18 protein-coding genes and 1 pseudogene are annotated in these 23,209 nt (G+C 74.4%); 17 read left to right on the plus strand and 2 right to left on the minus strand.

The features are described from left to right. From V7Q31_RS06650 to V7Q31_RS06685, 8 genes and pseudogenes are all read left to right on the plus strand, one after another. Positions 1-522, plus strand: a pseudogene (locus tag V7Q31_RS06650) (hypothetical protein); the annotation flags it as partial. Positions 523-675: 153 nt separating this feature from the next. Next, complete coding sequence (locus tag V7Q31_RS06655; protein ID WP_333832908.1) at positions 676-1,656, plus strand: hypothetical protein; 981 nt, start codon at positions 676-678, stop codon at positions 1,654-1,656. Positions 1,657-1,734: 78 nt separating this feature from the next. After that, positions 1,735-2,397 carry a hypothetical protein gene (locus V7Q31_RS06660; protein WP_333832909.1) on the plus strand — a complete coding sequence of 221 codons (663 nt, stop codon included), beginning with the start codon at positions 1,735-1,737 and terminating at the stop codon, positions 2,395-2,397. Between the two features lie 137 nt (positions 2,398-2,534). After that, positions 2,535-2,912, plus strand: coding sequence for a hypothetical protein (locus tag V7Q31_RS06665; protein ID WP_333832910.1), 378 nt, complete (start codon positions 2,535-2,537; stop codon positions 2,910-2,912). 19 nt (positions 2,913-2,931) lie between these two features. After that, positions 2,932-3,939: a trypsin-like serine peptidase gene (locus V7Q31_RS06670; protein ID WP_333832911.1), complete on the plus strand. Its 1,008-nt coding sequence runs from the start codon at positions 2,932-2,934 to the stop codon at positions 3,937-3,939. Positions 3,940-3,959: 20 nt separating this feature from the next. Then, complete coding sequence (locus V7Q31_RS06675) at positions 3,960-5,456, plus strand: formylglycine-generating enzyme family protein (RefSeq protein WP_333832912.1); 1,497 nt, start codon at positions 3,960-3,962, stop codon at positions 5,454-5,456. A gap of 14 nt (positions 5,457-5,470) precedes the next feature. Further along, complete coding sequence (locus V7Q31_RS06680) at positions 5,471-6,556, plus strand: TAXI family TRAP transporter solute-binding subunit (RefSeq protein ID WP_333832913.1); 1,086 nt, start codon at positions 5,471-5,473, stop codon at positions 6,554-6,556. A gap of 3 nt (positions 6,557-6,559) precedes the next feature. Beyond that, on the plus strand, positions 6,560-9,439 hold the full coding sequence (locus V7Q31_RS06685; protein WP_333832914.1) for a hypothetical protein: 2,880 nt from the start codon (positions 6,560-6,562) through the stop codon (positions 9,437-9,439). Between the two features lie 108 nt (positions 9,440-9,547). Here the strand turns inward: V7Q31_RS06685 and V7Q31_RS06690 are convergent, their stop codons facing one another. Continuing rightward, positions 9,548-10,066 (minus strand): hypothetical protein, encoded by a 519-nt coding sequence (locus V7Q31_RS06690; RefSeq protein WP_333832915.1) that lies wholly within the window; start codon positions 10,064-10,066, stop codon positions 9,548-9,550. A gap of 156 nt (positions 10,067-10,222) precedes the next feature. Between V7Q31_RS06690 and V7Q31_RS06695 the strand changes: the two genes are divergently transcribed. The 9 genes from V7Q31_RS06695 to V7Q31_RS06735 all read left to right on the plus strand — a co-directional run bounded on the left by V7Q31_RS06695 (position 10,223) and on the right by V7Q31_RS06735 (position 22,840). After that, the gene (locus V7Q31_RS06695; RefSeq protein WP_333832916.1) at positions 10,223-11,230 is read left to right on the plus strand and encodes a DUF4344 domain-containing metallopeptidase; all 1,008 of its coding nucleotides are present in this window, start codon (positions 10,223-10,225) and stop codon (positions 11,228-11,230) included. Further along, the gene (locus tag V7Q31_RS06700; protein WP_333832917.1) at positions 11,227-13,569 is read left to right on the plus strand and encodes a hypothetical protein; all 2,343 of its coding nucleotides are present in this window, start codon (positions 11,227-11,229) and stop codon (positions 13,567-13,569) included. The genes V7Q31_RS06695 and V7Q31_RS06700 overlap by 4 nt, the downstream gene beginning before the upstream one ends. 2 nt (positions 13,570-13,571) lie before the next feature. Further along, positions 13,572-15,794, plus strand: coding sequence for a vWA domain-containing protein (locus V7Q31_RS06705; protein WP_333832918.1), 2,223 nt, complete (start codon positions 13,572-13,574; stop codon positions 15,792-15,794). Between the two features lie 12 nt (positions 15,795-15,806). Further along, on the plus strand, positions 15,807-16,544 hold the full coding sequence (locus V7Q31_RS06710; RefSeq protein WP_333832919.1) for an ABC transporter ATP-binding protein: 738 nt from the start codon (positions 15,807-15,809) through the stop codon (positions 16,542-16,544). Next, positions 16,541-17,788, plus strand: a complete 1,248-nt coding sequence (locus V7Q31_RS06715; protein ID WP_333832920.1) for an FtsX-like permease family protein — start codon at positions 16,541-16,543, stop codon at positions 17,786-17,788. Before V7Q31_RS06710 ends, V7Q31_RS06715 begins: the two co-directional genes overlap by 4 nt. Continuing rightward, positions 17,781-19,673, plus strand: coding sequence for an SUMF1/EgtB/PvdO family nonheme iron enzyme (locus V7Q31_RS06720; protein WP_333832921.1), 1,893 nt, complete (start codon positions 17,781-17,783; stop codon positions 19,671-19,673). Before V7Q31_RS06715 ends, V7Q31_RS06720 begins: the two co-directional genes overlap by 8 nt. Next, positions 19,670-20,317 carry a hypothetical protein gene (locus V7Q31_RS06725; protein ID WP_333832922.1) on the plus strand — a complete coding sequence of 216 codons (648 nt, stop codon included), beginning with the start codon at positions 19,670-19,672 and terminating at the stop codon, positions 20,315-20,317. Before V7Q31_RS06720 ends, V7Q31_RS06725 begins: the two co-directional genes overlap by 4 nt. Positions 20,318-20,319: 2 nt before the next feature. Next, positions 20,320-21,192 (plus strand): glycine zipper domain-containing protein, encoded by an 873-nt coding sequence (locus tag V7Q31_RS06730; RefSeq protein ID WP_333832923.1) that lies wholly within the window; start codon positions 20,320-20,322, stop codon positions 21,190-21,192. 112 nt (positions 21,193-21,304) lie between these two features. Then, positions 21,305-22,840, plus strand: a complete 1,536-nt coding sequence (locus V7Q31_RS06735) for an AAA family ATPase (RefSeq protein WP_333832924.1) — start codon at positions 21,305-21,307, stop codon at positions 22,838-22,840. An 18-nt stretch (positions 22,841-22,858) separates the two neighbouring features. Here the strand turns inward: V7Q31_RS06735 and V7Q31_RS06740 are convergent. Further along, on the minus strand, positions 22,859-23,209 hold a 351-nt coding region (locus tag V7Q31_RS06740; RefSeq protein WP_333832925.1), incomplete at its 5' end, for an IMP dehydrogenase.

Here is a 23,209-nt window from a genome sequence, read left to right on the forward strand (position 1 = left end):
GCCGCGCTCGGCGCGACGGCGGACGCCGCGCCGGAAGCGCCGCCGGATGCGCGGTCGGAACCGACCGCCCCGGGACAGACCGCCCCCGAACCGATCGCGCCCGAAGCGCGCGAGCCCCCGCCCGAAAGCGCCCTTCTGGTCAGCGCGCTCACCCATGACGCGCCGGCCGGCTGCCGCGCGCCGGAACTCGCCGCCTCCTTCGGCGCGCCGCCGCCCGCCCCGCGCGAGACGCCGCTGCCCCCAGGCCGGCGGATCGCGCGCGACGCCTTCGACGCGCCGCTCTGCGGGGCGGCGTTCCGCCTCGCTCCGGGCGCCGGGGCGGCGGGGGCCGTCGCGCTCGACGTGGCGATCGACCCGCCCGGCGCCGCGACGCTGCGCGCCGAAGGCCCCGCAGGCCCCGTCGAGGCGATCTTTTCTGCGCAACGGGGCGCGACGATCTTCGCCGAGGCGACGTTGCGCTGGGCGGACGACCCCGACGACTCGCCTTACACGCGCAAAATACATTTCGAATTCCACTTTTAAGCTCAGGCTGCGCCAGAACTTCTTGTTGACTCTCGGGATCATGCCGCGAGACTCCCGGGCGCTGACGCGGCTCCCCCTTTTCCCGCGCGCAATTCGAGCCCTGGCGCGGACATTGGACGAGTTGAAGTCACCAGCCACAGGAAGGACACGACGATGTTCCACAAGGCGATTCCCCTCTGCGCCGCCGCCCTCGCGCTTCTCGGCTGCGCGACCGCCCCCCGCCCCGCCATCGCCCAGGACGTGCCCAACGTCCTCGTCATGGTCGAGGACAGCGACCGCGACACCGTCCCCCGCGACAGCCGCATCCATCGCAACGTGCTCGCGGGCATGAACGACCGCATGAACGGGCGCGGCTACCGCGTGTTCGACGAGCAGGCGGTCGGCATCTCGGGCTATCAGGAGATGACCGCGTCCGACCGCGTGCGCCGCACCGACCAGGAGCTGATCATCGTCGCAAACTCGGTCGCCCGCCCGCCGATCGACGTGCTGATCGCCTACGAGGCCTTCGCCTCGACCGACGCCAAGGAGTTCGCCACCTATGCGCGGATGCGGCTCGCGGGCCGGGCGCTCGACCCGCGCTCCGGCCGCTTCCTCGGCAGCTTCGAAGTGATCTCGCCGAAGACCTACACGCTGCCGGTCGGCTGCTCGCGCGAATGTCTGCTAGAGAACCTCTCCGAGGAAGGCCGCGACATGGGGATCGAGCTCGCCGACGTGCTCGCCGACAAGCTCGACCAGTTCTTCGTTCCGGCGGCGGCGTCCCCCGCGGCGAACCAGCAGCCGGTCGGAGACGGCGGCGGCGCTGCGCCCGTCGCGGGCGGCGGCGGCGGCTTCGAGCGCACCTACACCCTCGCCTTCTCGGAATGCTCGCCGGCGACGCGGTCCGATTTCGAGCCCTATCTCGTGATCTTCGAGGGCTATATCGACCACCGCCCGAACGCCTGCCGCAGCACGTCGTGCGAGATGACCTACGTCTCCTCGATCAATCCCGGCAAGCTGCAGCGCAACCTTGAGAAGATGCTGGAGCACTCCAACCATCCCGGTCGCGTGACCGTTGACGGGCTGACCTACGCCGTGACCTGCGTGCCGCAGCGCAAGGCGACCCCGACCCAGACGCTGAACGCCAACGACTGGTGAGCCGCAGCGGCGCGCGCCCCTGCGAGGCGCGCGCCGCAGCCCTGCGCCTTCGACCCATCCAGTCGGGAGATCGACCCCATGAAACGCTCCGCTCTCGCGATCCTTCCGATCGCCCTGCTGGCCTCGGCCTGCGCGCAGACCCCGCCCATGCCCCGCACCGGCGACGGCATGATCGACCCGAAGACGCAGGCGCTCGATCCGAAGTTCGTCGATCAGAGCTTCTCGCTGTCGGACCTCTACGAAGACCGCATCGACGCCCGCCTGCCCAACAGCGACCGGCGCGCCATCGACGCCGCGATGACGAAGGCGCTCGGCCAGCCGCCCGCCGAACCTGCGGTGTCATGGAACAACCCGGTGACGAAGACCTCCGGCGAGATCGACCTGATCCGCTGGGAGATCGACCGCCGCTTCGGCGAGCTCTGCGGGTCGTTCCAGCACGAGGCGAAGCTGCCGCGACAGGTCGCCGGCGCCTTCATCCTGTGCCGCGCGAGCACCGACCCCGCCTGGGATCTCGACGAGGCGGTGTGGCGCGGCGCGCCGGCGACGACGACCTCCGCCGTCCGCCCGCGCACGCCACCGCCCGCCACGGTGGTCAGGTCGGACCCGCCCTACAACCCGCCCGTCGCGAGCCCGCCCTCGACTGCCGGGGTGCGCCCGCCCGCCTACACGCCGCCGCCCTGCCCGCCCGGCGTCGGCGCCGGCGCGCAGACGCTGGGCGACTGCCTCGCAGCGCCGAACTGAGCGACGCAAGGGCGAAAGCCGCGGGGCCGTCAGCCGGCCCCGCCCGGCAAAAGGGGGAGATTTTCGACATGCGCCTTCCATCCGCAGCTTTACTCGCTTTGGCCGTATGCGCCCCCGCCTCGGCGCAGACGCCGGAGATGATTTTCCGGGCCGATCCGCCGCCCGCGTTGAGCGCCTTTCAATGGGCTCTCGCCTCCGAAGGCGCGCTGCTGCTGGCCCCGGACGGCGACGCTCTGCGCCCCGCCCGCCGCGCCGGACCCGGCGTGATCGAGACTCTCCCGCCGGCGCTGCCCATCGCCTTCCACGGCGAGGAGGAAACCCGCGCCGCGCCTCTGACCGCCATCCTCTCGCCGCTTGAGATCGACCCCGAGGGCTGGGTGATGGAGGTCCGCTCCGGCGACGTCTGGGTCGCCGCCGAGTGGTGGTTCTTCGACCAGATGCGGTTTCATCGCCGCGTCGCGCCCGGCGCGTATGAGACGCCCGAGCTTTCCGATCTGCGCTTCCGCGCCCGCTGACCTGCAGGAGACCGGACCGATGCGCCTCGCCGCTTCAGCCATGACGGCCCTCGCCTTCGCGACTGCGCTGTGCGCGGTCCCCGCCGCCGCCCAACTGGCCGCCTATCAGCCGCCCGTTCCCTTCGCGGGCGCCGCGCTCGCGCCGCCGCCGCTCTTTCCCGAAGGCGAGTTCCGCCTCGCGCCGCCCGAACAGGGTGGCCGCGCGCCGAGAGCGGGGGGCGCAGGCGGCGACTTCGTCGTCCAGGGCGACCCCAATTTCCGCAAGGTCGCCGATCTGCCGCCGGACCACCCCGACGTCGCGCTGAGCCGCATGGTCGGCCAGATATGGCTCAACGTCGAGGAGTCGAAATACGCGCCACTCTGCAGCGGCTCTCTGATCGGGCCGAACCTTTTTCTCACCAATTTCCACTGCGTGGTCGATCTCGAGACCGGCATGCCCATCCCCCCGACGAAGCTCGCCATCGTGATGGACCATTACGTTCAGGGTCAGCTCGGCGGCGAAGGGCAGCTGGCCTTCGCGGCGATGGTGCTCAAGAAGGATTTCGTGCTCGACTACGCCATCATCGCGCTGGACCGCCCGCTCGGCGAGACGCTCGGCTGGCTGGAGTTCGAGATCGACCCCGCCGCGCTCGACCGCGTTCAGGCGGTCAAGATCATCCAGCACCCGGCGGGCCGATCGAAGGAGATCGTCTTCGAGGACACGCAGATCGTGCAGCGCGAGTGGCCCTACATGCACTATCTCGCGGACACCGAAGGCGGCTCGAGCGGCTCGCCGGTCTTCGCGGTGGACGGGCGCAAGATCATCGCGCTGCATCATGCGGGGATGGAGAACGCCTTCAACGAGGGGATCGAGGCCCCGCGGATCGCGGCGGAGGCCGCGCTCTACCTGCCGCAGCAGGCGATGGCGCAAGCGGCGCCGCCGGCGGCCGCCCCCGCTGCGGCGGCGCGCCCTGCGACGGGTGAAAACCTGAGCTCGGGCGCGCCCGGGGCTGTCGGCGGCGGCGCGCGCAGCCTGTTCGGCGACTGAGACGCGGAGGCGAGGCGGCGATGACGACGACCACAACGCGCATGATGCGGTCGGCTTTCCTCGCCGCAGCGGCGGCGGGCGCGCTCTGGAGCGTCCCCGCCGCCGCCCAGCCGGCGCAGGCGACCTTGGGCGCGGCCATCGCCGAGCTCTCCGACGAGCTCGCCGCGTTCTTCAGCCGCCGCCGCGACGAGCTGCGCGCGAGCGGCGCGCCGGTGACCTTCGACGCGGTGCGCGACAGCCAGGTGCGCGTCGCCTGCCAGCCGCTCTCGCGTGGGCTGCGGCGCGAGCTCGTTTCGACGCTGGGCCGCGAGATGGTCTATCTGGGCCTGCAGGTGGATCCCGACGCCCTCCAGTCGATGGCCGACGGCGCGGTGTTCATCGCGCTGGGCTACCAGAAGCGCGGCGACGACATCCAGCTGAACGCGACCGTCTACCAGTCCTCCGGCGACCGCCCGCGCGAACTCGGCACCTTTTCGCGCTTCGCCGCCATCGACAGCCTCGACGCGGATTCGCGCGCCTGCCTGGACATCGACGAGCAGTTCGGCTTCGTCTCCTGCACCAGCACCCGCCCGCTGCCGATGCGCGACACGCCCGGCTCGATCGGCGATCTGCTCCAGACGATCCAGCCCGGAACCGAATTCCAGGTGCTGGCGAGCTTCAACGACGGAGCGGCGCTGCTGGTCGAGATCGGCGCGCAGGGCGTGCAGGGGGCGGAGAGCCGCGGGTTCCTGCCGGTCCGTCTCGCCACGCTGCGGCGCGACGCGGCCTATTCCTGCCTCGGTCTCGACGACGCGCCGCGGCGGGTCGAACTTCGGCCCGGCGTCGCATTCCGCGACTGCGACCGCTGCCCCGAAATGATTCCCCTGCCGTTCGGCCTCGCGCAGGTCGGCTCGGCGCTCGACGAGGCGGGCCGCGAGGCGGACGAAGCCGTGCTCGGCGCCGCGCCGCTCCAGCGCCAGATCGCCCTCGGCGTCGGCGAGGTCACCCATGGCGACTGGGCGGCCTGCGTCGAGGCCGGCGCCTGCGCGCCGCGCCCCGGCGGCGAAGCGGGACCGCAGACCCCGGTCGCCGTCAGCCATGACGACGCGAGCGCCTATCTCGGCTGGCTGTCGACGGTCGCCGGAGCGACATATCGGCTGCCGACCGAAGCGGAATGGGAATACGCCGCCCGCGCCGGCGCCGCCACCCGGTTCGCCTGGGGCGACGTGGTGCGGCCCGGGCACGCCGTCTGCCGCAGCTGCGGCGGGATCGGCGGCGCGGCGGCGAGCTTCGAGCGCCCGCAGCCGCGCGGCGCGCGCCCGGCCAATCTGTTCGGTCTGCACGACATGCACGGCAATCTGTGGGAATGGGTCTCCGACTGCGCGCCCGAGGCGCATGGGGGATGCGGACGGCGCATTCTCAAGGGCGGCGCCTATGACGGCGACGCGATCCTGATGCGGGCGGGCAACCGCCATTACGGCGCGCCGGAGGCGGCTGCCGCCAACACCGGCTTTCGCGCCGCGCGCGACATCGACTGAAGGGAGTGGATCCGATGCCCCGACCGCAGCTCCAAGCCGCCGCAGCTTTCGCCGCAGCCGTCGCCGCGGCGCCCGCCGCTTCGGTCGAGCTGACCATCGCCGTGGGCGAGCCGGACGGCGTCTATGCGGCGCTCGGCGCGGACATCTCGCGCGTCGCCGCCGAGCGCGGCCTGCCGGTCGCCACGCGCGAGAGCGACGGGTCTCTGACCAACGCATGGGCGATCCGCCACACGCCCGGCGTGCAGCTCGGCATCGTCCAGAGCGACGTGCTCGACTTCCTGCGCGCGCGCGCCGAGGACCCCGCGACCGATCCCGAGACCGCCGGCGGGCTGCGCGACCTTCTCGCGTCGCTGCGCGTCGTGGCGCCGCTGCATGTCGAGGAAGTCCATCTCCTCGCCCGACCCGAAATCGCCGATCTCGCCGCGCTCGAGGGGCGGCGGGTCGCCGTCGGGCGCAATGGCGGCGGCGCCTTCATCACCGCCGAGCAGATCTTCAGGACTGTCGGCGTGCGGGTCGAGCCGGTGTCCAACGTCTCGCCCAAGGACGCGATCGAGCTGCTGCGCATCGGCACCATCGACGCGATGGTTCATGTGGTCGGCCAACCCGCCAACGTCTTCGCGCTGGGCGTGACGCCGGAGGACCGCTTCCGCTTCCTGCCGCTCGACGCCCCGGCGCTGCGCGCGCGCTACGACGCCGCGACCATCGCCGCGGAGAGCTACGGCTGGACGACGCAGTCGACGCCCACGGTCGGCGTGCGCGCGCTGCTCGTGGGCTATCCCTACACGGGCGCGGAGACCTGCGGGGCCATCGGCGACCTCGCGGAGGTCCTCGTCTCCGAGATCGCCGCGCTGCGGGCGCTGGGGCATGAGGAATGGCTGGGGATCGACCCCGGCGCCGACGTCGCGGTCTGGGAGCGCCACCCCTGCGTCGCGCCCGCCGCCCTCGCCGGCGCCGTCCCCGCTCCCGCCGCGGCGCTCCCGGCGAACGACGCGCAACCGGCCCCCGCCGCCGCCCCCGAGCCCGCGCAAGCCCCGTTGCAAGCCCCCGCCGCCGCGCCCCCTGCGGCCGCGGGCGGGCTGCTCGACCGCTTCAAGCGCTGAGCGATGCGCCGTCAGGTCTCATATCTCGCCCTCGCGGCCGCGCTCGCCGCAGCCGCTCTCGCCGCGCCGGACCGCGCGCGCGCCGCGGAGGAGCGCTTCGACGTCGAGACCTATTCGCCGCGCGGCGAGAGCCTCGGGCGCGAGCCGCTCTACGATTTCCGCCGCGCGCTGCTGATCGTCGCGGCGGATGCGCGCAGCGGCGGCGACGCGCGCGCGGAGCTCTCGGCCTGGCTGGAGGCGTCGGGCTTCCGGCTGAGCGTGCTCGATTTCGCCGATCCCGATCCCGAAACGGCGCCACCCCCCTTCCGGACCGCAGCCGCCGACTGGCTGGCGGCCAACGACCTGTCGCGCGACGCGCTGCTCCTGGTGATCGTCGACGGCCCGCTGCGCCAGGAGCGCCGGCGCGACGTCGTCCGCGTCGAGGCCGGGAACGACGCCGCAGTGGACGACCTGCTCGCCGAGATCGAACGCGCGCGCGCGCGCCACGCCGTCGTCGCCTTCACCGCGCCGGTCGAAAACCAGAGCGTGTTTCCGCAGCGGCTGCGGACCGACGCCGAGCCGCTCGGGCGCGACGCCACGCGGCGGGCGCGGGTGGCGCTGTGGCCGCGGCGGGCCGGCGAGCCGGTGTTGACGCGCCTGTCGGACGCGCTGCGCGGCGATCCCGGCCCAGGTTTCGACCCCGACGCCTATGTCTCGGTCGCCGATCTCGCGCGGCTGTCGCCCGGGCTCGACGCAGGCGTCTTCGGCTACGGCGAGGACGGCGGCGCGCCGGTGCTCGCGCTGCGGCAGGGCTACGAGACCGCGCCCGGCGGCGGACCCGACCGGCGCGAGGCCTATCGCGACGCGCGCGACGCGACGCGGGCCGAGGCGCTCGAACGGTTCGCCGCGCTCCAGCCGCAGGGCGCGCGCGACGGCGCCTGGGCCGCGGCGCGGCTGGAAGCGGTGCGGCGCGGCGAACGGCGGGCGGCGGCGCGGCGCTGCGACGCGGGTCTGGCTTTCGACGCCGAAGCCGTGCTCGGGCTCGGCGTCGCGGTTGTCGGCAGGCTCGGCGCAGTGGATCGGCCCGACGATTTGGCGCGCGACTGGCTGGGCCAGATCGCGCGCGCGACTGGCGTCGACCCTGCGCGCGCGTCGGACCTTCTCGCCGATTGCGCGCGGGCCGGCGCCGACGCGCCCGAGCGCGCGCTGCGCGTCGCAACGCTCTCGGCGGGGCGCGGCGGCGCGGGGCCAGAGGCCGGCGCGCCCGACGGCGCTCCGGCCCCGCTGGATCTCGCGCGGCTCGCCGGGGGCGGCGCGGCTGCGGCTACGCTGGCGGGCCTCGTCGATCTCGCGGCGGGAACGCGCGCCGACCGCGCGCAGCGCGGCGCCGTCGCCGAGGCCCTGCGCGGCCACGCCTTCGCCGGCGATCCGGCGGCGCAGCTCGTCCACGGGCTCACGCTGCTGGCGGGGGACGGGCTGTCGCCGGGCGACGGCGCGCAGGGGCTGCACTGGATCGGGCTCGCCGCGGAGGCCGGCCTGCCCCTCGCGCGGGCGGTGCGCGGCGTGGCGCTGCTGTCGGACGATCCCCGGCTGCGCCGGCTGCGCGAAGGGGTGGCGACCGACGCCGGCGTCGGTTTGCGCGATCTTCGCGCGGCGACCCGGCGGGGGCTGGAGATCGCGCCCCGCCTGCTCGACCTCGCCGCGATGGAGGAGCTGGAGCGACGCGAGGCGGCGTCGGCCTGCGAGGCGCGGCTCGGCTTCGACCCCGCGGCGCTGTGGAGCGCGTGGAACTGGCGCTCGGCGCGCGACTTCGCCGACGTCGCGGGCGCGCCGGGGCGGTTCCTCGCCCGCGCGCTCGAAGGCGCGGCGCTCGGCGGCTGGCGCGAGACCTGCGCGAAGGCGCTCGATCTGGAGGCCCCGCCGCTCGGCGTGCGGCTGCGGGTCGCCGCCGCGGCGGCGGCGGAGGGCGATCTGACGACCGCGCGCCGCGCGCTGCGCGGGGCGCAGGACCCGACGGGGCTCGCCGCCTTCGCGCTCGCGACGCTGATCCGCGCCGAGGCGCCGGACGAGGCGCGCGCGCTGGTCGCCGAGGCGGTCGCAGCCGGGCTGCCGGAGGCGATCCTCGCTCAGCCGCGGCTGTTCGGCGGCGACGCGTCGGGCGGAGCGGCGGCGATCGCGCACCTCGCCGAGGACGGACCGCCGGCGGCGGCCTTCGCGATGGCGCTGGAGGCCGCGCGCGGCGACGCGCCCTTCGACGCGCTGCGCGCGCATCTATGGGCGGCGCGCGCCGCCGCGCGCGGCTTCGCCATCGAGCCCGAGGCGCTGGGATTGCTGCGCGAGACGGCGGCGCTGGCCTTGCCGGGCGATCTGGGGCTCGCCCTCGCGCCGCCGACCCGCGCGGCGCTGATCGAGGCGGGGCATTTCGCCCATCCCGGCGAGGGTGTCATGGTGCTGGGGTCGGCTGCGGGCTCGCCCGCGGAACAGGGGGGCGCGACGCCGGGCATGGTGATCGCCGAATTCGGCCGCGGGCTGCGCTTCGGCGCGGATCTCGCCGCGGCGCGGTCGCTGATGCTCGACCAGTTCGTCGCCGAGGCCCGCGTGGCCGGTCTCGCGGAACGGCCCGGCGGCGCGAAGAAGGGCTTCGCCATCGCCGCGCCGCCGGAGATCGCGGCCTTCCTGCGCGCGCCGCAACCCGCGTCGCGCATGGCGGCCTATGGCGAGAGCCCGCCGCCGCTGCGCGCCGGGCCGGGGCCGTCCTTCGCCGAAATCGGCGCGCCGCCGCCCGGCGCGCGCGCGCGGGTGCTCGCCGCAGCGCCGGGCTCGCGCTGGTTGCGCGTTGCGGTTGAGCTTGGGCAGGGCCGGATTGCGGAGGGGTATGCGACCGATGACGCTCTGCTGCCCTGACCCCTCCCGTCCCTCGGGCGCGACGCATGCGCGTCGCCCGCCGGACGCGGCATGCGTTCGGCGGGCGCTGCGCGCCTGCGACGGGCTGGGCTCAGGCGCGCGCGGCGCTCAGCGCCGACGCGGCGGGAAACGCTCCGAGTCGTCGAGCGTGCGGCGCGCGGCTTCGAGCCGCGGCTCGATGCCGGCGAAATCGTCCATCTGGCCGTATGACGGAACCGGGCGGCCATGCGGCCACCAGCGCACGACGATGGGGCGCGACTTCGGCTCGGGCGCCTTCGCGACGGCGGCGGCGCCGGCGGCCTTGGCGTCGGCTTTCGCATCTGCGGCGCGGGCGCCCGGCTTGGCGTCGTCGGGTCGGTCCGCAGCCTGTTCGGCGTTCGCGGGCTTGGCGTCGGCGGGCTTGGCGTCGGCGGGCGTCGGGCCGAGCGGCGCTTCCTCGACCGGCGCGGGCGTCTGCGCCAGCATGACCGACGGGTCGGCTTTCGCCTTCGACGACGCCAGAACGCGCGCCACGGCCCCGAAGCGCGCCGCCGAGGCGCCGGCGTCCTCTAGGTCGACCGCGGCGGGGGCGGCGAAGGCGGCGCTGGCGCTCAGCAGGGCCGCCAGGGCGATGATCGGAAGTTTCATTCTTCGGTCCTCCAGCCTCGGCGCGGTTTCGCGCCTGTCGCATCCATCGTCTGCAATGGCGGGGGCTGGACCGGAATCGCCGACCCCGCAGATCAGACCCGCCGCCCCGGCGCTCCGGGCCGGCGCTGAAACGCCCCCGAAGGGAGGACCCCGGCCATGACGCGCTTTCCCGACCGCCTGCCGACCCGCCTGCGCGGCGCCGTCCGCTCGGCCGCCGCGCTCTGTCTGTCCGCCGCGCTGCTCGCGCCGGTCTCCGCAAGCGCGCAGGCCGAGGCGCCGCCGCTGACCGGCGCGAGCTTCGGCGCGCTGCGCACGATCTTCTATCACGAACTCGGCCACGGGCTGATCGACGTGCTCGGCCTCGGCGTCGTCGGGCCGGAGGAAGACGTGGTCGACGAGTTCGCCACCTACATGCTCATCCTGACCGGGCGCGGCGACGACCGTCAGATCGAGGCGCTGTTCTCCACGGCGCGGTTCTGGAAGGCCGCGGGCGAGGGGCGCCGCGGCGCCTTCGCCCATTGGGGCGAGCATCCGCCAGACGAGCGCCGCTTCTACGCCATCCTGTGCCTGCTGCACGGCAGCGACCCCGGTCGCTTCTACCCGCTGATGACCGAGTTCGGCGTGCCGCAGACCCGCGCGCGCAAATGCGAAGTCGAGTACGCCGAGAAGGAAGGGCGCTGGATCGACATCCTGTCGCCGCATCTGCGTTCGCCGCAGAACCCCGATCAGGCGGGCCTTCAGGTGTTCTACGCGCCCGCCCAGAGCGACAGCGCCGAGGCGGTGGCGCAGGTGTGGCGGCAGACGCGGTTCCTCGAATCGCTCGCCGGCGAGGCGGGGGCGATCTTCGGACTGCCGCAGGAGATCCCGATCGTCGGGCGCGAATGCGGCTTCGCCAACGCCTTCTGGGACGGCGCGTCGATCACGCTGTGCTACGAGATGCAGAGCGCGATCGAGACGGCGCTGACGGCGCCTGCGCGGCCCGCCTCCGGGGCGACCCCCGCCGCGAGCGCCGCCGGCGCGGCCGCGCGCGCAGCCGCCGCGGCGGCGACCGCCGGCGCGGCCGCCGCCCAGCCCCCGGCCGCCGCAGCGCCGACGCCGCCCGCGGCGTCGGCGCCGGCTTCCGGCGCCCGCAACATCGGCGATTCGCTGGGCGCTTCGCAGTGACGGCGGCGCGCGGCGTCAGGGCGGGGCTGCGCGCGCGCGCGGGGGGCGGGGCGCTGGCCCTCGCGCCGGCGCTCGCGCTCGGGCTCGTCTGCGCCGCGCCCGTCGCGCGCAGCGCCGAAGTCTCGATGCTCGACCCTGCGGTCGCCGCGCGCTGCGTCGGCTGCGCCGCTTTCGTCGCCTCGGTCGACGCGCTCGACCCGGGCGCGGGCGCCCGCGCGGACAGAGTCGCCGCGGCCCTGACGGCGCGGGGCTGGGCGGTGACCCGGCTCGCCGACCCCGGCGTCGTGGCGCTGGAGCATGGGCTGGCGCGCTTCCTGCGCGCCGCCGCCGCCGAGCGCCGCGCCCATGTTCTGCTGTGGTATGGTGGAGCGCTGGCGGCGCGCGAGGCCGGCCCGGCGGTCGCAGCCCTCGACACCGCGCTCGACGGAGGGCGCAACGGGGGGGCGACTGGGCTCGACGCGCTGCCGCTGGCGGGCCTGCTCGACCAGCTCTCCGACGGGCCGCCGCGCTCGGCGCTGCTGGCGCTCGACGCGGCGGTCGACGCGGCGCCGGACTGGCCCGGCGGGTCCGGCGCCGCAGGGCCGCTCCCCGCGCTCGCGCTCGCGCGCGCGGCGCAGGCCGACGCGGAAGCGCTCGCAGCGGCGCTCGCCGCGCTGGCCGCCGGCGGCGCGGCCTCCGCCGACGCGAACCGCGACGGAGCGCTCGACGACGCCGAACTGGCCGCGCTGCTCGGCCCCGGCGTGGTCTTCTCGCGCCGGGCCGCGCCCGCCGCCGAGACCGGGGCGCGCCCGCCGCAGGGCGAGGGACCCTCGGCCCTCGAAGCCTTCGGGCTCGCCGCGCTCGCCGATCAGCGCCGCGCGCGCAGGTTGCGCGAGGCGGTCTCCGAACCCGGTCCGGCCGCGCTGCGGATGTTCCTGCGCGACTGGTGCGCCGGCGCCGAGAACGCCGAGTCCTGCCGCGCGGCGGAGGCGGAGCGGGCGCGGCGAGATGCGCGCGTCGCCGAGCAGTCTCGCCAGTGCGACCGGCTCGCCGCCAATCCCGACGACCCGCAGGCCGCCGCCCCCGGCGTCGCCGTCGAGGCGCTGGGCGCGCCCGGCGCGCTCGACCGCGCCCGCGCCGCCTGCGCCGAAGCGCTGCAGGCGGAGAAAGTCGAGGCGCGGACGCTCTATCAATACGGGCGCACGCTCGACCTCGCCGAACAGCCCGGCTTCGACGCCTATTACCGCGAGGCGGCGCGTCAGGGCTACGCCATCGCCGAATATGGGCTGGGCCTTGCGATCCTGCAGGGGCGCGCGCCGGGCGGGGCGCGCGACGGGGCGGGCTTCGTGCGCGCCGCCGCCGAGCGGGGCCTGACGCTCGCGCAGTTGCTCTATGCCACGCTTCTCGCCGAAGGGATCGGCGTCCCCTCCGATCCGCAGGCGGCGCGGCGGATGCTGGAGCGCGCCGCGTCCGCCGAGGGGCCGGTCGGGGCGCAGGGCAAGCTCGCCCTCGGCGAAGCCCTCGCCGAGGAGGCCGAGGGGGAGGAGCAGATGCGCCGCGCCGAGGCGCTGCTCGCCGCGGCGCTGCGCGAGGGCGTCGAGGCCGCGGCGCGCCCGCTGGCGGAGATCCGCCGCAAGATCGGCTTGCTCGCGCCCAAGGCTCCCGAGCCCCCAGCCGATCCGCGCGCCGCCTGCGCCGAAGCGCTCGATTTCGACCCGCTCGAGCTCTACGGCGTCGCCCGCGCCACCGAATTCGGAAGCGATTTCCTGCAGACGCAGGAAATCCGCACGCGCCAGCGCATCCGGCGTATGAACGTCTCGCAGATCGTGCAGCTCTGCGACGCGGTGGTGACGCAAGGGCGCGTCGATCCCGACGTCGCGACCCGCTACGCATTCCTGCTGGAGCAGATCGACGACCGCGACTACGGCCAGACGCGCGGCGCCTGGCTAGGCCTGTTCGCCGAGGCCGCCAATCGCGGCGACCCGGTGGCGATGTTCTTCGCCGGAAAATACACGCGCGCGGTCAGCAGCGGCCTGCCCTGGGAGTTGTTCGAACGCGGCACGCAGCTGCTCGAGGAGGCGCATCGGCGCGGCGTGGTCGAGGCCACCATCCTGCTCGCCGTCGGCCATTTCTGGCCCCAAGAAACCGGCCAGAGCCAGTTCCGCGCCGACCCGCTGCACGCGCTCGGCCTGCTGGAGACCGCAGCCGACAAGCCGGTGCCGCTGGTGAAGATGCTGCTCGCCTTCGCCTATGGCGCGCCCGACCAGCTCGGCCTGCCCCGCCGGGTCGCCGATCCGGCGCGCGGCGCGCGATTCGAAGCCGAGTTCCAGAGCCTCAAGACCCGCTACGAAGGAAACTGACCATGCGCGCACTCCCCCAGCCGAGGTCGTTCCGGCGCTGCGCCGCGGCGGCGCTTGTTCTCGCGACGCTCGCGACGGCGGTCCCGGCTGCGGCGCAGCCGTCTGGCTGGCGGGCGGACCTTCCGCCTTTCGTCAATCCGTTCAATCCCGGCGCGGGACCGCTCTCCTGCGAGGCGATCCGCCCGCCGAGCGAGCGCGAGAAGTTCGGCTTCTCCGCCGACTGCTCGGGCGCGGCGCCTGCGGCGCGCGCCGCGCCCGAGGCCGCGCCCCAGGCTGCGCCCGCCGCGCCCGTCGCCCTCGCATCGGATCGCGCGACCGCCCCGGCGACCGCAGGCGGCGCCACGCCCCTGACCCGCGAGGACCTGCCCGACCTCTATCGCCGCGTCCTCTCGCTGCCCGGCGCGCGGCTTTCGCCCGAACCGGGCGCGCAAGGCCCGGGCGACGAAGTCCCGGCCTTCACCGTCTACCACGTCTACGCCGAACGCGAGATCGGCGGCGCGCGCTGGGTGCAGCTCGGCCGAGACGCCTTCGGCGGCGTCGAGGGCTGGGCCCCGGCCGAGGCGGTCGAGGACTGGAAGACCATGCTGGTGATGCGCTACGCGCCCAAGGGCAAGCGCGGGCGCGTGCTGTTCTTCAAGCGCCGCAACGATTTGCAGGCGCTCAACGAGGACAGCTTCGTCGCCCAGGAAGTCGCGGCGATGTATGAGGAGATCGAGTCCGGCCAGCATGACGGCGACTATCTGACCGCCATCGAGCCAGCTCTGGGCGTGGACGGCGCCCGCCCCTACCTCATGCCGGTTCTCGACCATCACCGCGCGCTGACGGCGCTCGGCGAGCCGATCCGGCTGCTCGAGGTCGCCGGCCTCAACCTCGCCCCCGACGCGACCGTGCAGACCGACGTGCGCGAGGTCGAGGATCTCGGCGCGCCGCGCCGGGCCGGGGCGCTGCGGCAGATGAAGATCGGCGTCGCCTTCGTGATCGACACGACCGTGACGATGGGCCCCTATATCGAGCTGACCCGCGCCATCGTCGGCTCGACGCTCGGGGCGCTGGAGCAGGCGGGGGCGCTCGACAAGTTCTCCTTCGGGCTCGTCGGCTATCGCGACAATGTCGAGGCGGGCGACCGGATCGAGTATGTGACGCGGGTGTTCCAGCCGCTCGACCCGAACGCCTCGCCGCAGGCGATGCTGCGCAATTTCGAGCTGATGACGCCCGCGCGCGGCTCGACCCAGGGCTTCAACGAGGACGCCTTCGCGGGCCTGCATGTCGCCCTCAACGAGCTGGACTGGACGCCCTTCGACGCGCGGCTCGTCGTCCTGATCTCCGACGCGGGCCCCCGCCCCGCCGCCGACGCGCTCGCCGCCTATCCCGGCTACGGTCCGCTCAACATCGTCGAAGACGCGAACCGCCTCAACGCCGCGATCACGGTGATGCATCTGATCACCTCGGAAGCCGAGCGCGTCGGCAATGTAGGCGAGGCGCTGCGCGTCTATCGCGAGGTCGCGCGCACCGGCGACCGCGGTCTCGACAAGTATCTGCCGATCGACACCCGCGAGCCCGACGCCTTCATGGACCAGATCACGAGCTTCCAGCAGGGGCTTATCGCCGCCGTCGAGCAACTGGGCCGCAGCCGCCCCGTCGAGCGCGTCGAGGAGCCGCAGGGCGACAGCGCGCTCGGCTCGGTGCTGGTCAACGAGGTGTTCCGCGCGCAGCTCGAATATCTCGGCGCCGACCGCGGGCAGGAGGCGCCGCGGTTCTACCGCGCCTGGGCGTCCGACCGCGACCTCGCCGACCCCGCGCTCGAGGCGCTGGGCGTCGAGGCCTTCCTGACCCGCAACCAGATCGCCGCCCTCAGCAAGGGCGTCGAGACCATCCTCGACGCCTATCTGCGCAAGGAGACCGCCGGCGGCGACTTCTTCGACGCGATGCAGGCCATCGCGGCGGAGACTTCGGTGGAGGGCGCCCAGAGCGGCGACGTGAAGCGCGCCGGCGACCTGCTGCCGAGCTTCCTGCAGGCCCTTCCCTACCGCTCGGCGATCCTGACGCTCGACCGCGCGCAATGGGCGGCGATGGCGGGCGGCCAGCAGCGCGAGACCATCGACGCGCTGCAGAGCAAGCTCGTCGCCTATCGCGAGATCGCGCAGGAGCGCACCGGCTGGATCGACCTCGGCGCCGGCGACCGGGGGCTCGACGCCTATCCGCTGTCGCTCGACCTGTTGCCGTAAGGCCCGCCGCCGATGCCCGCGCCCGCCCTCGAGATCGAAGGCCTCGCCTTCCGCCACCCGCCCGCCGCGTCCGGCGAGCGGGCCTTCGAGCTGCGGCTGGCGCATCTCAGCATCGCGCGCGGCGAGATGGTCGCGCTGGTCGGCCCGAGCGGCTGCGGCAAGAGCACGCTGCTCGACCTGTTAGGGCTGATCCTGCGCCCAACGGCGCTACGGCGCTATCTGCTGCGCGGGGCCGACGGCGCGACGCTCGACCTCGCCGCGCGGCTCTCCGCCGGCGATGTCGACGGGCTGGCGCCGGTGCGGCGGTCGCGGCTCGGCTATGTGCTCCAGCAGGGCGGGCTCCTGCCCTTTCTGACGGTGCGCGAGAACATCGAGGCGGTCGGGCGACGGGGCGGCGGGGCGGGCGACCCGGCCGGCGCGCTCGCCGAGCGGCTCGGGGTGGCGCATCTGCTGGGGCGCCACCCCGCCCAGCTCTCCATCGGTCAGCGCCAGCGGGTCGGCGTGGCGCGGGCGCTCTACGCCGAACCCGATCTGGTGCTGGCCGACGAGCCGACCGCCGCGCTCGACCCGCCGGCCGCCGAAGAGACGCTCGACCTGTTCGTCGAGGCCGCGCGCGACCGCGGCGCCGCCGTGCTGATGGCCAATCACGACTGGGCGCTGGTGGCGCGGCGCGGCTTCGCGCGGCTTTCGGCGACGCTCAGCCGCGACGACGCCGCGACCGTCGCAGATTTCGCGCGGCAGGCGGCGTGACGGGGCCGGGGGAACAGGCGAAGGGCCCCACGCCCATCTGGCGGATCGCGCTGCGCGATCTGGCCTTCGACTGGCGGCTGTCGGGCGTCGCGGCGCTCGGGGTCGCCGTGGCGCTGGCGCCGCTGGTGATCCTCTACGGGCTCAAGCTGGGCGTGGTGGACACGCTGCGGGCCGCGCTCGCCTCCGATCCGCGCAATCTGGAGCTGACCTTGCGCGGCGGCGGCGCGGCGCGCTTCGACGCGGACTGGTTCGCCGCCCTCGCGGCGCAACCCGAGACCGGCTTTCTCTCGCCGATGACGCGCGGCACGGTCGCCGCGATCCTCCTCCGCAATCCCGCCGACCCGGAGGCCGAGCCGGTGGAGGTGTCGCTTCTGCCGACCGGGCCGGGCGATCCGGTTCTGGCGCGCGCCGGCCTCGCGCCGCCGGAGGGCGAGGCGGTCGTCCTCTCGGCGCTTGCCGCCGAGACTCTGCGCATCGCCGGCGACGCGGTCCCCGCGACTGCGCAGGCCATCGTGACGCGCACCGACGGCTCGCGCCGCGAGGCCGTGCGGCTGGAGGTAGCCGTCGCGGGCGTCCTGCCGGCCGAGGCCGCCTCGCGCGCCCTCGCCTATGTGCCGCTCCATCTGATCGTCGCGGCCGAGGATTACCGCGAATGGCAGCGGGTCGAGCGCTACGGCTGGCCGGGAAACGACCCGCTCGACGACAGCTTCGCCGATTTTCGCCTCTACGCCAAAGGGCTCGACGAGGTCGAGCCGCTGCGGCTGAAGCTGCGCGCGCAGGGGCTCGAGATCGAGAGCGCCGCCGACCGCATCGCGCAGGTCCGCCGCATCGACGCCGATCTGGATCTGGTGTTCCGCGCGCTGCTGGGGCTGACGCTGGCGGGCTTCTCGGCGGCGGTGGCGCTCAACCAGCTCGCCAATGTCGCGCGCAAGCGCCAGACGCTCGCGGTGCTGCGGCTGATCGGCTATCGCGGCGCCTCGCTGATGCTGTTCCCGGTGCTGCAGGGCGCGGCGCTCGCCACGCTCGGCGCGCTGGCCGCGCTCGGCCTGTTCGCCGCGATGGACCCGATGCTGGGGGCTCTGTTCGCCGACGTCGTGCAGACGCGCGGCTCGCTGCTTCGCCTCCCCGCCGCCGATGTTCTTCGGATCGTGGCGGGCGCGGCGGCGCTCGCCGCGCTCGCCAGCCTGTTCGCCGCGCGCCAGGCCTTCCTGGTAGCGCCGTCGAGGGAGCTTCGCCATGTCTAGACGCCTCGCCGCGCTGGCCCTCGCGGCGGCGGCGCTCGCTGCCGCCCCTCTCTCCGCCCATGCGCAGGGCGTCCCCCTCTGCCACTATGACGACCCCGCGCCTTACGTCGCCGCCCTCGCCGACCCCTCCCGCGGGCGCGACGCGCCGCCGCCCGACTGCGCGCCGGTCGCCAGCGCCGCCGACGCGCCTGCCGAGCTGGCGCTGCCGATGCCCTGCGGCCACCAGATGATGTTCCGCCGCGTCGACGTCGGCGTCCGCGACATCCTCGACCACCGCACGGTGTTTCTCGGCGACGCCAACGCGGCGGAACGCGCGGCGCTCGGGCGCGCGACCTCGGCGCCGCGCGCCGAACCGCTCAGCGGGGCCTTCTTCAGCGGCGACGGGGAGAAATTCTCCAGCCATTACTACATCGCCAAATACGAGACGACCGCCCCGCAATGGCGACTGTTCACGGAGGGCCTGTTCGCGCTGGGGCTGGAGGCGCTCGACCCCGAAAGCCCCGCCTGCGCCGCGCATCTCAGCTGGCTGCGCGAAAATGTCCGTCCGATCAACGTGCTCCCCGCCACCGGGATCACCTGGTTCGACGCCCACGCCTTCGCGCGCGCCTACACCGAATGGCTGCTCGGCATCGACGCGCTGCTGGTCGCCGACGGCGCCCGCCCGCTCCTGCCCTGGAGCGCCGGCGCGACCGGGTTCCTGCGGCTTCCGAGCGACGCGGAATGGGAGTACGCCGCGCGCGGCGGGGCTGACGGGGTCAGCCGCGAGGCGCTGGCGCGGGCCGTCTATCCCATCCAGCGCGACGGCGCGACAGTGGAGCCGGAACTGTCCGAAGTCGCCCAGCTCGAAGGCTTCGAGCCGGGCGTCTACGTCTCGGGCGTCGGCAAGCGCGCTCCGAACGCGCTGGGGCTGCACGACGTGCTCGGCAACGCCGAGGAGCTTGTGCTCGACCTGTTCCGCCCGATCCGCCCCGACGGCGCCAAGGGCCAGCTTGGCGGCGCGACCCTTCGCGGCGGCTCGACCCTGACGGACGACGCGCTGATCGGGCTCGGCTATCGGCAGGAGGCGACGCTGTTCGGCCCCGAGGGCGCGATCCGCTCCGGCGCCGCCGGCGCGCGCTTCGCGATCTCGGCGCCGTTCTTCGTCGGCGGCTTCGACCACGCGCGGCCCTATGCGACCGGGCTCGCCAATGACGAGCTTTACGCCGCCATCGACGCCGCCCTCGGGGCGCTCGGCGACGGCGGACAGGGGGGCGCTGCGACGCTCGCGGCGATGGAGAGCTTCGTCGCCCGCGCCACCCGCGACGACCTGCCCTCCGCAGCCCAGGACCTGCTGCGCGAGGCGCGCCAGCTCGTCGCGGAGACGCTGGCCGCCCGCGTGCAGGCCGAGCGCGACGCGCTGCGCGAGCGCTTCATCACCGCCGCGAGCCTGCTGGTCGGCGTCGACCGGACCGGCGCCAATGTCAACACGGCGCTCGTCGCCATCCACTCCCGCCTCACCAACCCCGAAGTGATCAGCCCGGAGGGCTTCCGCAGCCTGATCGCCCGCTGGCCAGATTTCGAGCGCGACATCGAGGCGCGCGGACGCGAGATCGACAGCGTCTTCGCGTCTTACGTCGAGATCGTCTCGGCCATCGTCGCAGCGCAGGCGCAGGACCGCGCGCAGGCCGCCGAAGCCGCGGCGGCGCGGGTGCGCCTGCTCGACAGCGCGGCGATCTCCACGGCGCTGGCGCGCGCCGCCGACCATGTCGCGGTCGCCGCCCGGACCGGCGCGGTCACCAAGGCGCTGCGCGACGGCTGGATCGTCGAAGCCGATTCCAGCCGCGACGCCCGCCTGAAGATGCTCGAGGAGATCCGCGCCGTCGTCGCGAAGGAGTCGCGTCCATGATCCGCAGAACGCTCGTCGCGCTGGTCCTGCTCGGCGCCAGCTTCCTCGCCGGACAGGCTGTCTCGGAGGGGGAGCGCTCGCAAGAGGCCGCAGCCGCCCTGCTCGCGCTCGAAGAAGCCGAGCTGCGCGAGCGCATGGTCACCGCGCTCGCCATCGCCGAAGGGCTGCGTCTGCGCGGGCGCACCGTGCTGGTCGCGATGACCGAGATCGACCGCGTGCGCGCCGCCCTGCGCGAGTTCAGCCCGACCGACCCCGAGCGCGCGCCGCTCGAAGCCCGGCTCAACGTGCTGGAGACACGCCGCATCGAAGTCGGGCGGATCGTGGACGAGGAGTTCGAGGCCTATCTCGCCATCGTCGCCGAACTCGCCTCCGACCTCTGGCCGCGGCTGCGCCGCGTCGGCGGCGACCTCGAAGCCGATCTGCGCGACCGCCGGCTGTCGCGGCTGGGCGAGCTGATGCCGATACTGCGCGCGCATGTCGAGGAAATGAACCGCGACGGCGCGCTCGACGCCGAGGCCGCGATGCGCTGGCGGCGCGAAGTGGACGACAGCTACGCCTTCCGGGAGGAGCGCCTGCGCCGCCGCGCCGCCCCCGAAGCCCCGATCGCCCCTCCCTCCGCCTCCAAACCTGACGAGGACATCTGACCATGGACGCCGTCCTGAAACCGACGACATTTCCCTGCGCTGTGTCGCGCGCCCTGCGCGGCGGGCTGGCCGCTCTACTCGCCGTCTCGATGACGCTGCAGGGCTGCGCGACCGTGCCGGTCAACGACGTGGCCGACACCTGCGCCCCCAACCGCGCGCCGCTCGCCGCGATCGTCGAGCAATACAACGAGCGCTTCAAGGTCAACGTCGCAGGCGGCGCGGCGGCCGGCGCAGCGGCGGGCGCCGCCATCGGGGCGGCGCGCGGCAACCTGCTCGCCGGTCTTCTGATCGGGGCGGCGACCGGCGCGCTCGCGGGCGCGGCGGTGTCCTACTACAACAACCAGCAGCAGAAATATCAGAACCAGGCCGATCTGCGCCGCGCCATCGACGGCGACATCCGCGCCGCGAAGAACGACGTCGGCTCTGTGGCGAGCGCCGTCACAAGGCTCAACCAGTGCCGCCTGAATCAGTTGGCCGATCTGCGCAAGCGCGTTCAGGGTGGGGCGAGGGGCGAGGCCGAGGCCGCGCAGCTCGCCACGATCCGCCGCTGGATGGACGACGACCGCAAGCTGATCGAGACGGTCGTGGGCGATTTCGCAGACGGCAACAGCATCTACACCGACGCCTACGCCCAGAGCCGGCAGATCGACAAGGACCGCGTCGCGCCGCGGGTCGCCCGCTATCAGCCGAAAGTCGTGCAGCCGAGGACCGCCAAGGGCGCGCCGCCGAAGCTGCCGACCGTCGCCAGCGCGCCGCGCGCAAGCAACGACGCCGAAGCGCTGGTGCTGGCGACGGCCAATCTCCAGGCCTCGCAGCAGGCGCAGGCCCGCGTGCTCGACGCCGAGCTCGACTCCATCGGGCTGCTCTTGAAATGAGCGCGGCGCTCCGGCGCGGTCGCGCGCACCGGAGCGCCCGCGGTCCGCGCGCTCTGGACGAATGGCGGCGGAACGCGGATGCTGCGACCGCCCGTGAGGACCCGCGCCCGCCATGACCGATCCCGCCGCCGCCGACCCCGATCTCGCGGCGGGCTTCTCCGAAGACCAGAGCGCGGCGCTCGCGGCGCTGTCGGAGGTGCTGAGCGCCCATGGCGCAGCCCTCGGCGCCGCAGCCGCGCCGCGAGAGCCGGGCGAAAGCGGGCCCGCCGAGACAGTCGCGGTGCTCGGCAAGGCGGGTTCCGGCAAGACCGCACTGCTCGCCCATCTGGCCCGGGCGCTGGCGGCCTCGGGCCTCGACGCCGTCTCCGCCGATTACGAGCCGCGCCGCAAGCGGACCGGCCGCTCCTTCGCGGTGTTGGCGCCGACCAACAAGGCCGCGAGCGTGCTGCGCGCCCGCGGCGTGCCGGCGACCACCGCGCATCGGGTGCTCTACGTTCCCGTCTACGACCCGGAATTCGAGAAGATCGCGCGCTGGCTGACCGAGCCCGACCAGCCCGAACCGGTCGTCGAGGGCGTCGACGCGGCGATGCTCGCGCGCATCCGCGCGAGCTTTGCGGCGCATGGCTCCGTTCCGGCGGCGCTGGCGGCGTCCGGGCTGCGGGGCGCGGATTTCATCAAGGGCTGGACGCGCCGCGACGAGGCGCTCGACATCGGACTGGTGGACGAGGCCTCGATGCTCGACGACCGCATGGTCGAGGATCTGCGCGAGCTGTTCGACCTGCTCATCCTGTTCGGCGACCCGGCCCAACTCGCCCCGGTCGGCCAATCCGGCGCGATGGTCTTCGACGCGCTGCCGCCCGAGCGAAAGCTCACCCTCGCCCGCGTGCACCGGCAGGCCGAGGGCAATCCGATCCTCGACCTCGCCCACGCGCTGCAGGACCCCGCGCTCGACTTCGAAGGTTTCGAGCGGCTGCTCGAGCTGCTCGCCGCACGAGACGACCGCGTCGCGCTCGCCCCGCGCGCCGACGCGGATCTGATGACCCGCGCGCCGATGCTGTGCTGGCGCAACGCCACCCGCATCCGCCTGATCGCCGCCTTCCGCGCCGCCCATGGCGCTCCGTCTGACCGGCTCGCACCTGGCGAGCCGTTGATCTGCGACGGGGTCGAACTGCCGCTCAAGCACCGCAAGAGCCGTGTCGACCTCGAAGCCCGCGGCCTCGTGAAGGGGGCGCCGGCGGTGTATCTCGGCGAGGGGCGGCGGGGGGGCTTCGCGCGGCTGCATGTGGTCGGCGCGCCGGAGCCGCTGGTCAACGCCGCCGCCATCATCAAGATCGAGACGCCCGACGAGGCCGACCCGCTGATCGCTTCGGCCGCGCGGATGGGGGCGGTGTTCCTGCACGGCGCCGCCTGCACGATCCACAAGGCGCAGGGCTCGCAATGGCCCGAAGTCCAGGTCTTCGCCCCGGACCTCTACGCCGCGGCGCGTTCGGGGCGGATGGAGGCCGGGGTGGAGCTGTGGCGCAGGCTCGCCTATGTCGCGGTCACCCGCGCGCAGGAGCGGCTGTTCTGGGTCTCGCGCTGGCGGATGTCGAAGCCGCAGCGCCCGCTCGGCGTGGACGACCTGTTCGGCGCGCCGAAGGTCGGCTGACCGCGCCGCCGGGCCCGGTCACTTCTCACGCAAATAGTTCGGCGGCTCGCGCGTGATCTGGACGTCGTGGACATGGCTTTCGCTGAGCCCCGCCCCGGTGATGCGCACGAAACGCGCCGTCCGCCGCAGTTCGGCGAGGGTGCGCGACCCGGTGTAGCCCATCGCCGCGCGCAGGCCGCCGCACAGCTGGTGCAGCACCGCCCCGGCCGCGCCCTTGTAGGGCACCTGGCCCTCGACGCCTTCGGGGACGAATTTCCGCTCCGAGACTTCCGCCTGGAAGTAGCGGTCCGCCGAGCCGCGGGCCATCGCGCCGACGCTGCCCATGCCGCGATAGGCCTTGTAGCTGCGGCCCTGATGCAGGAACACCTC

The sequence above is a fragment of the Rubrimonas sp. genome, assembly GCF_036788415.1.
Taxonomy (GTDB): domain Bacteria; phylum Pseudomonadota; class Alphaproteobacteria; order Rhodobacterales; family Rhodobacteraceae; genus Rubrimonas.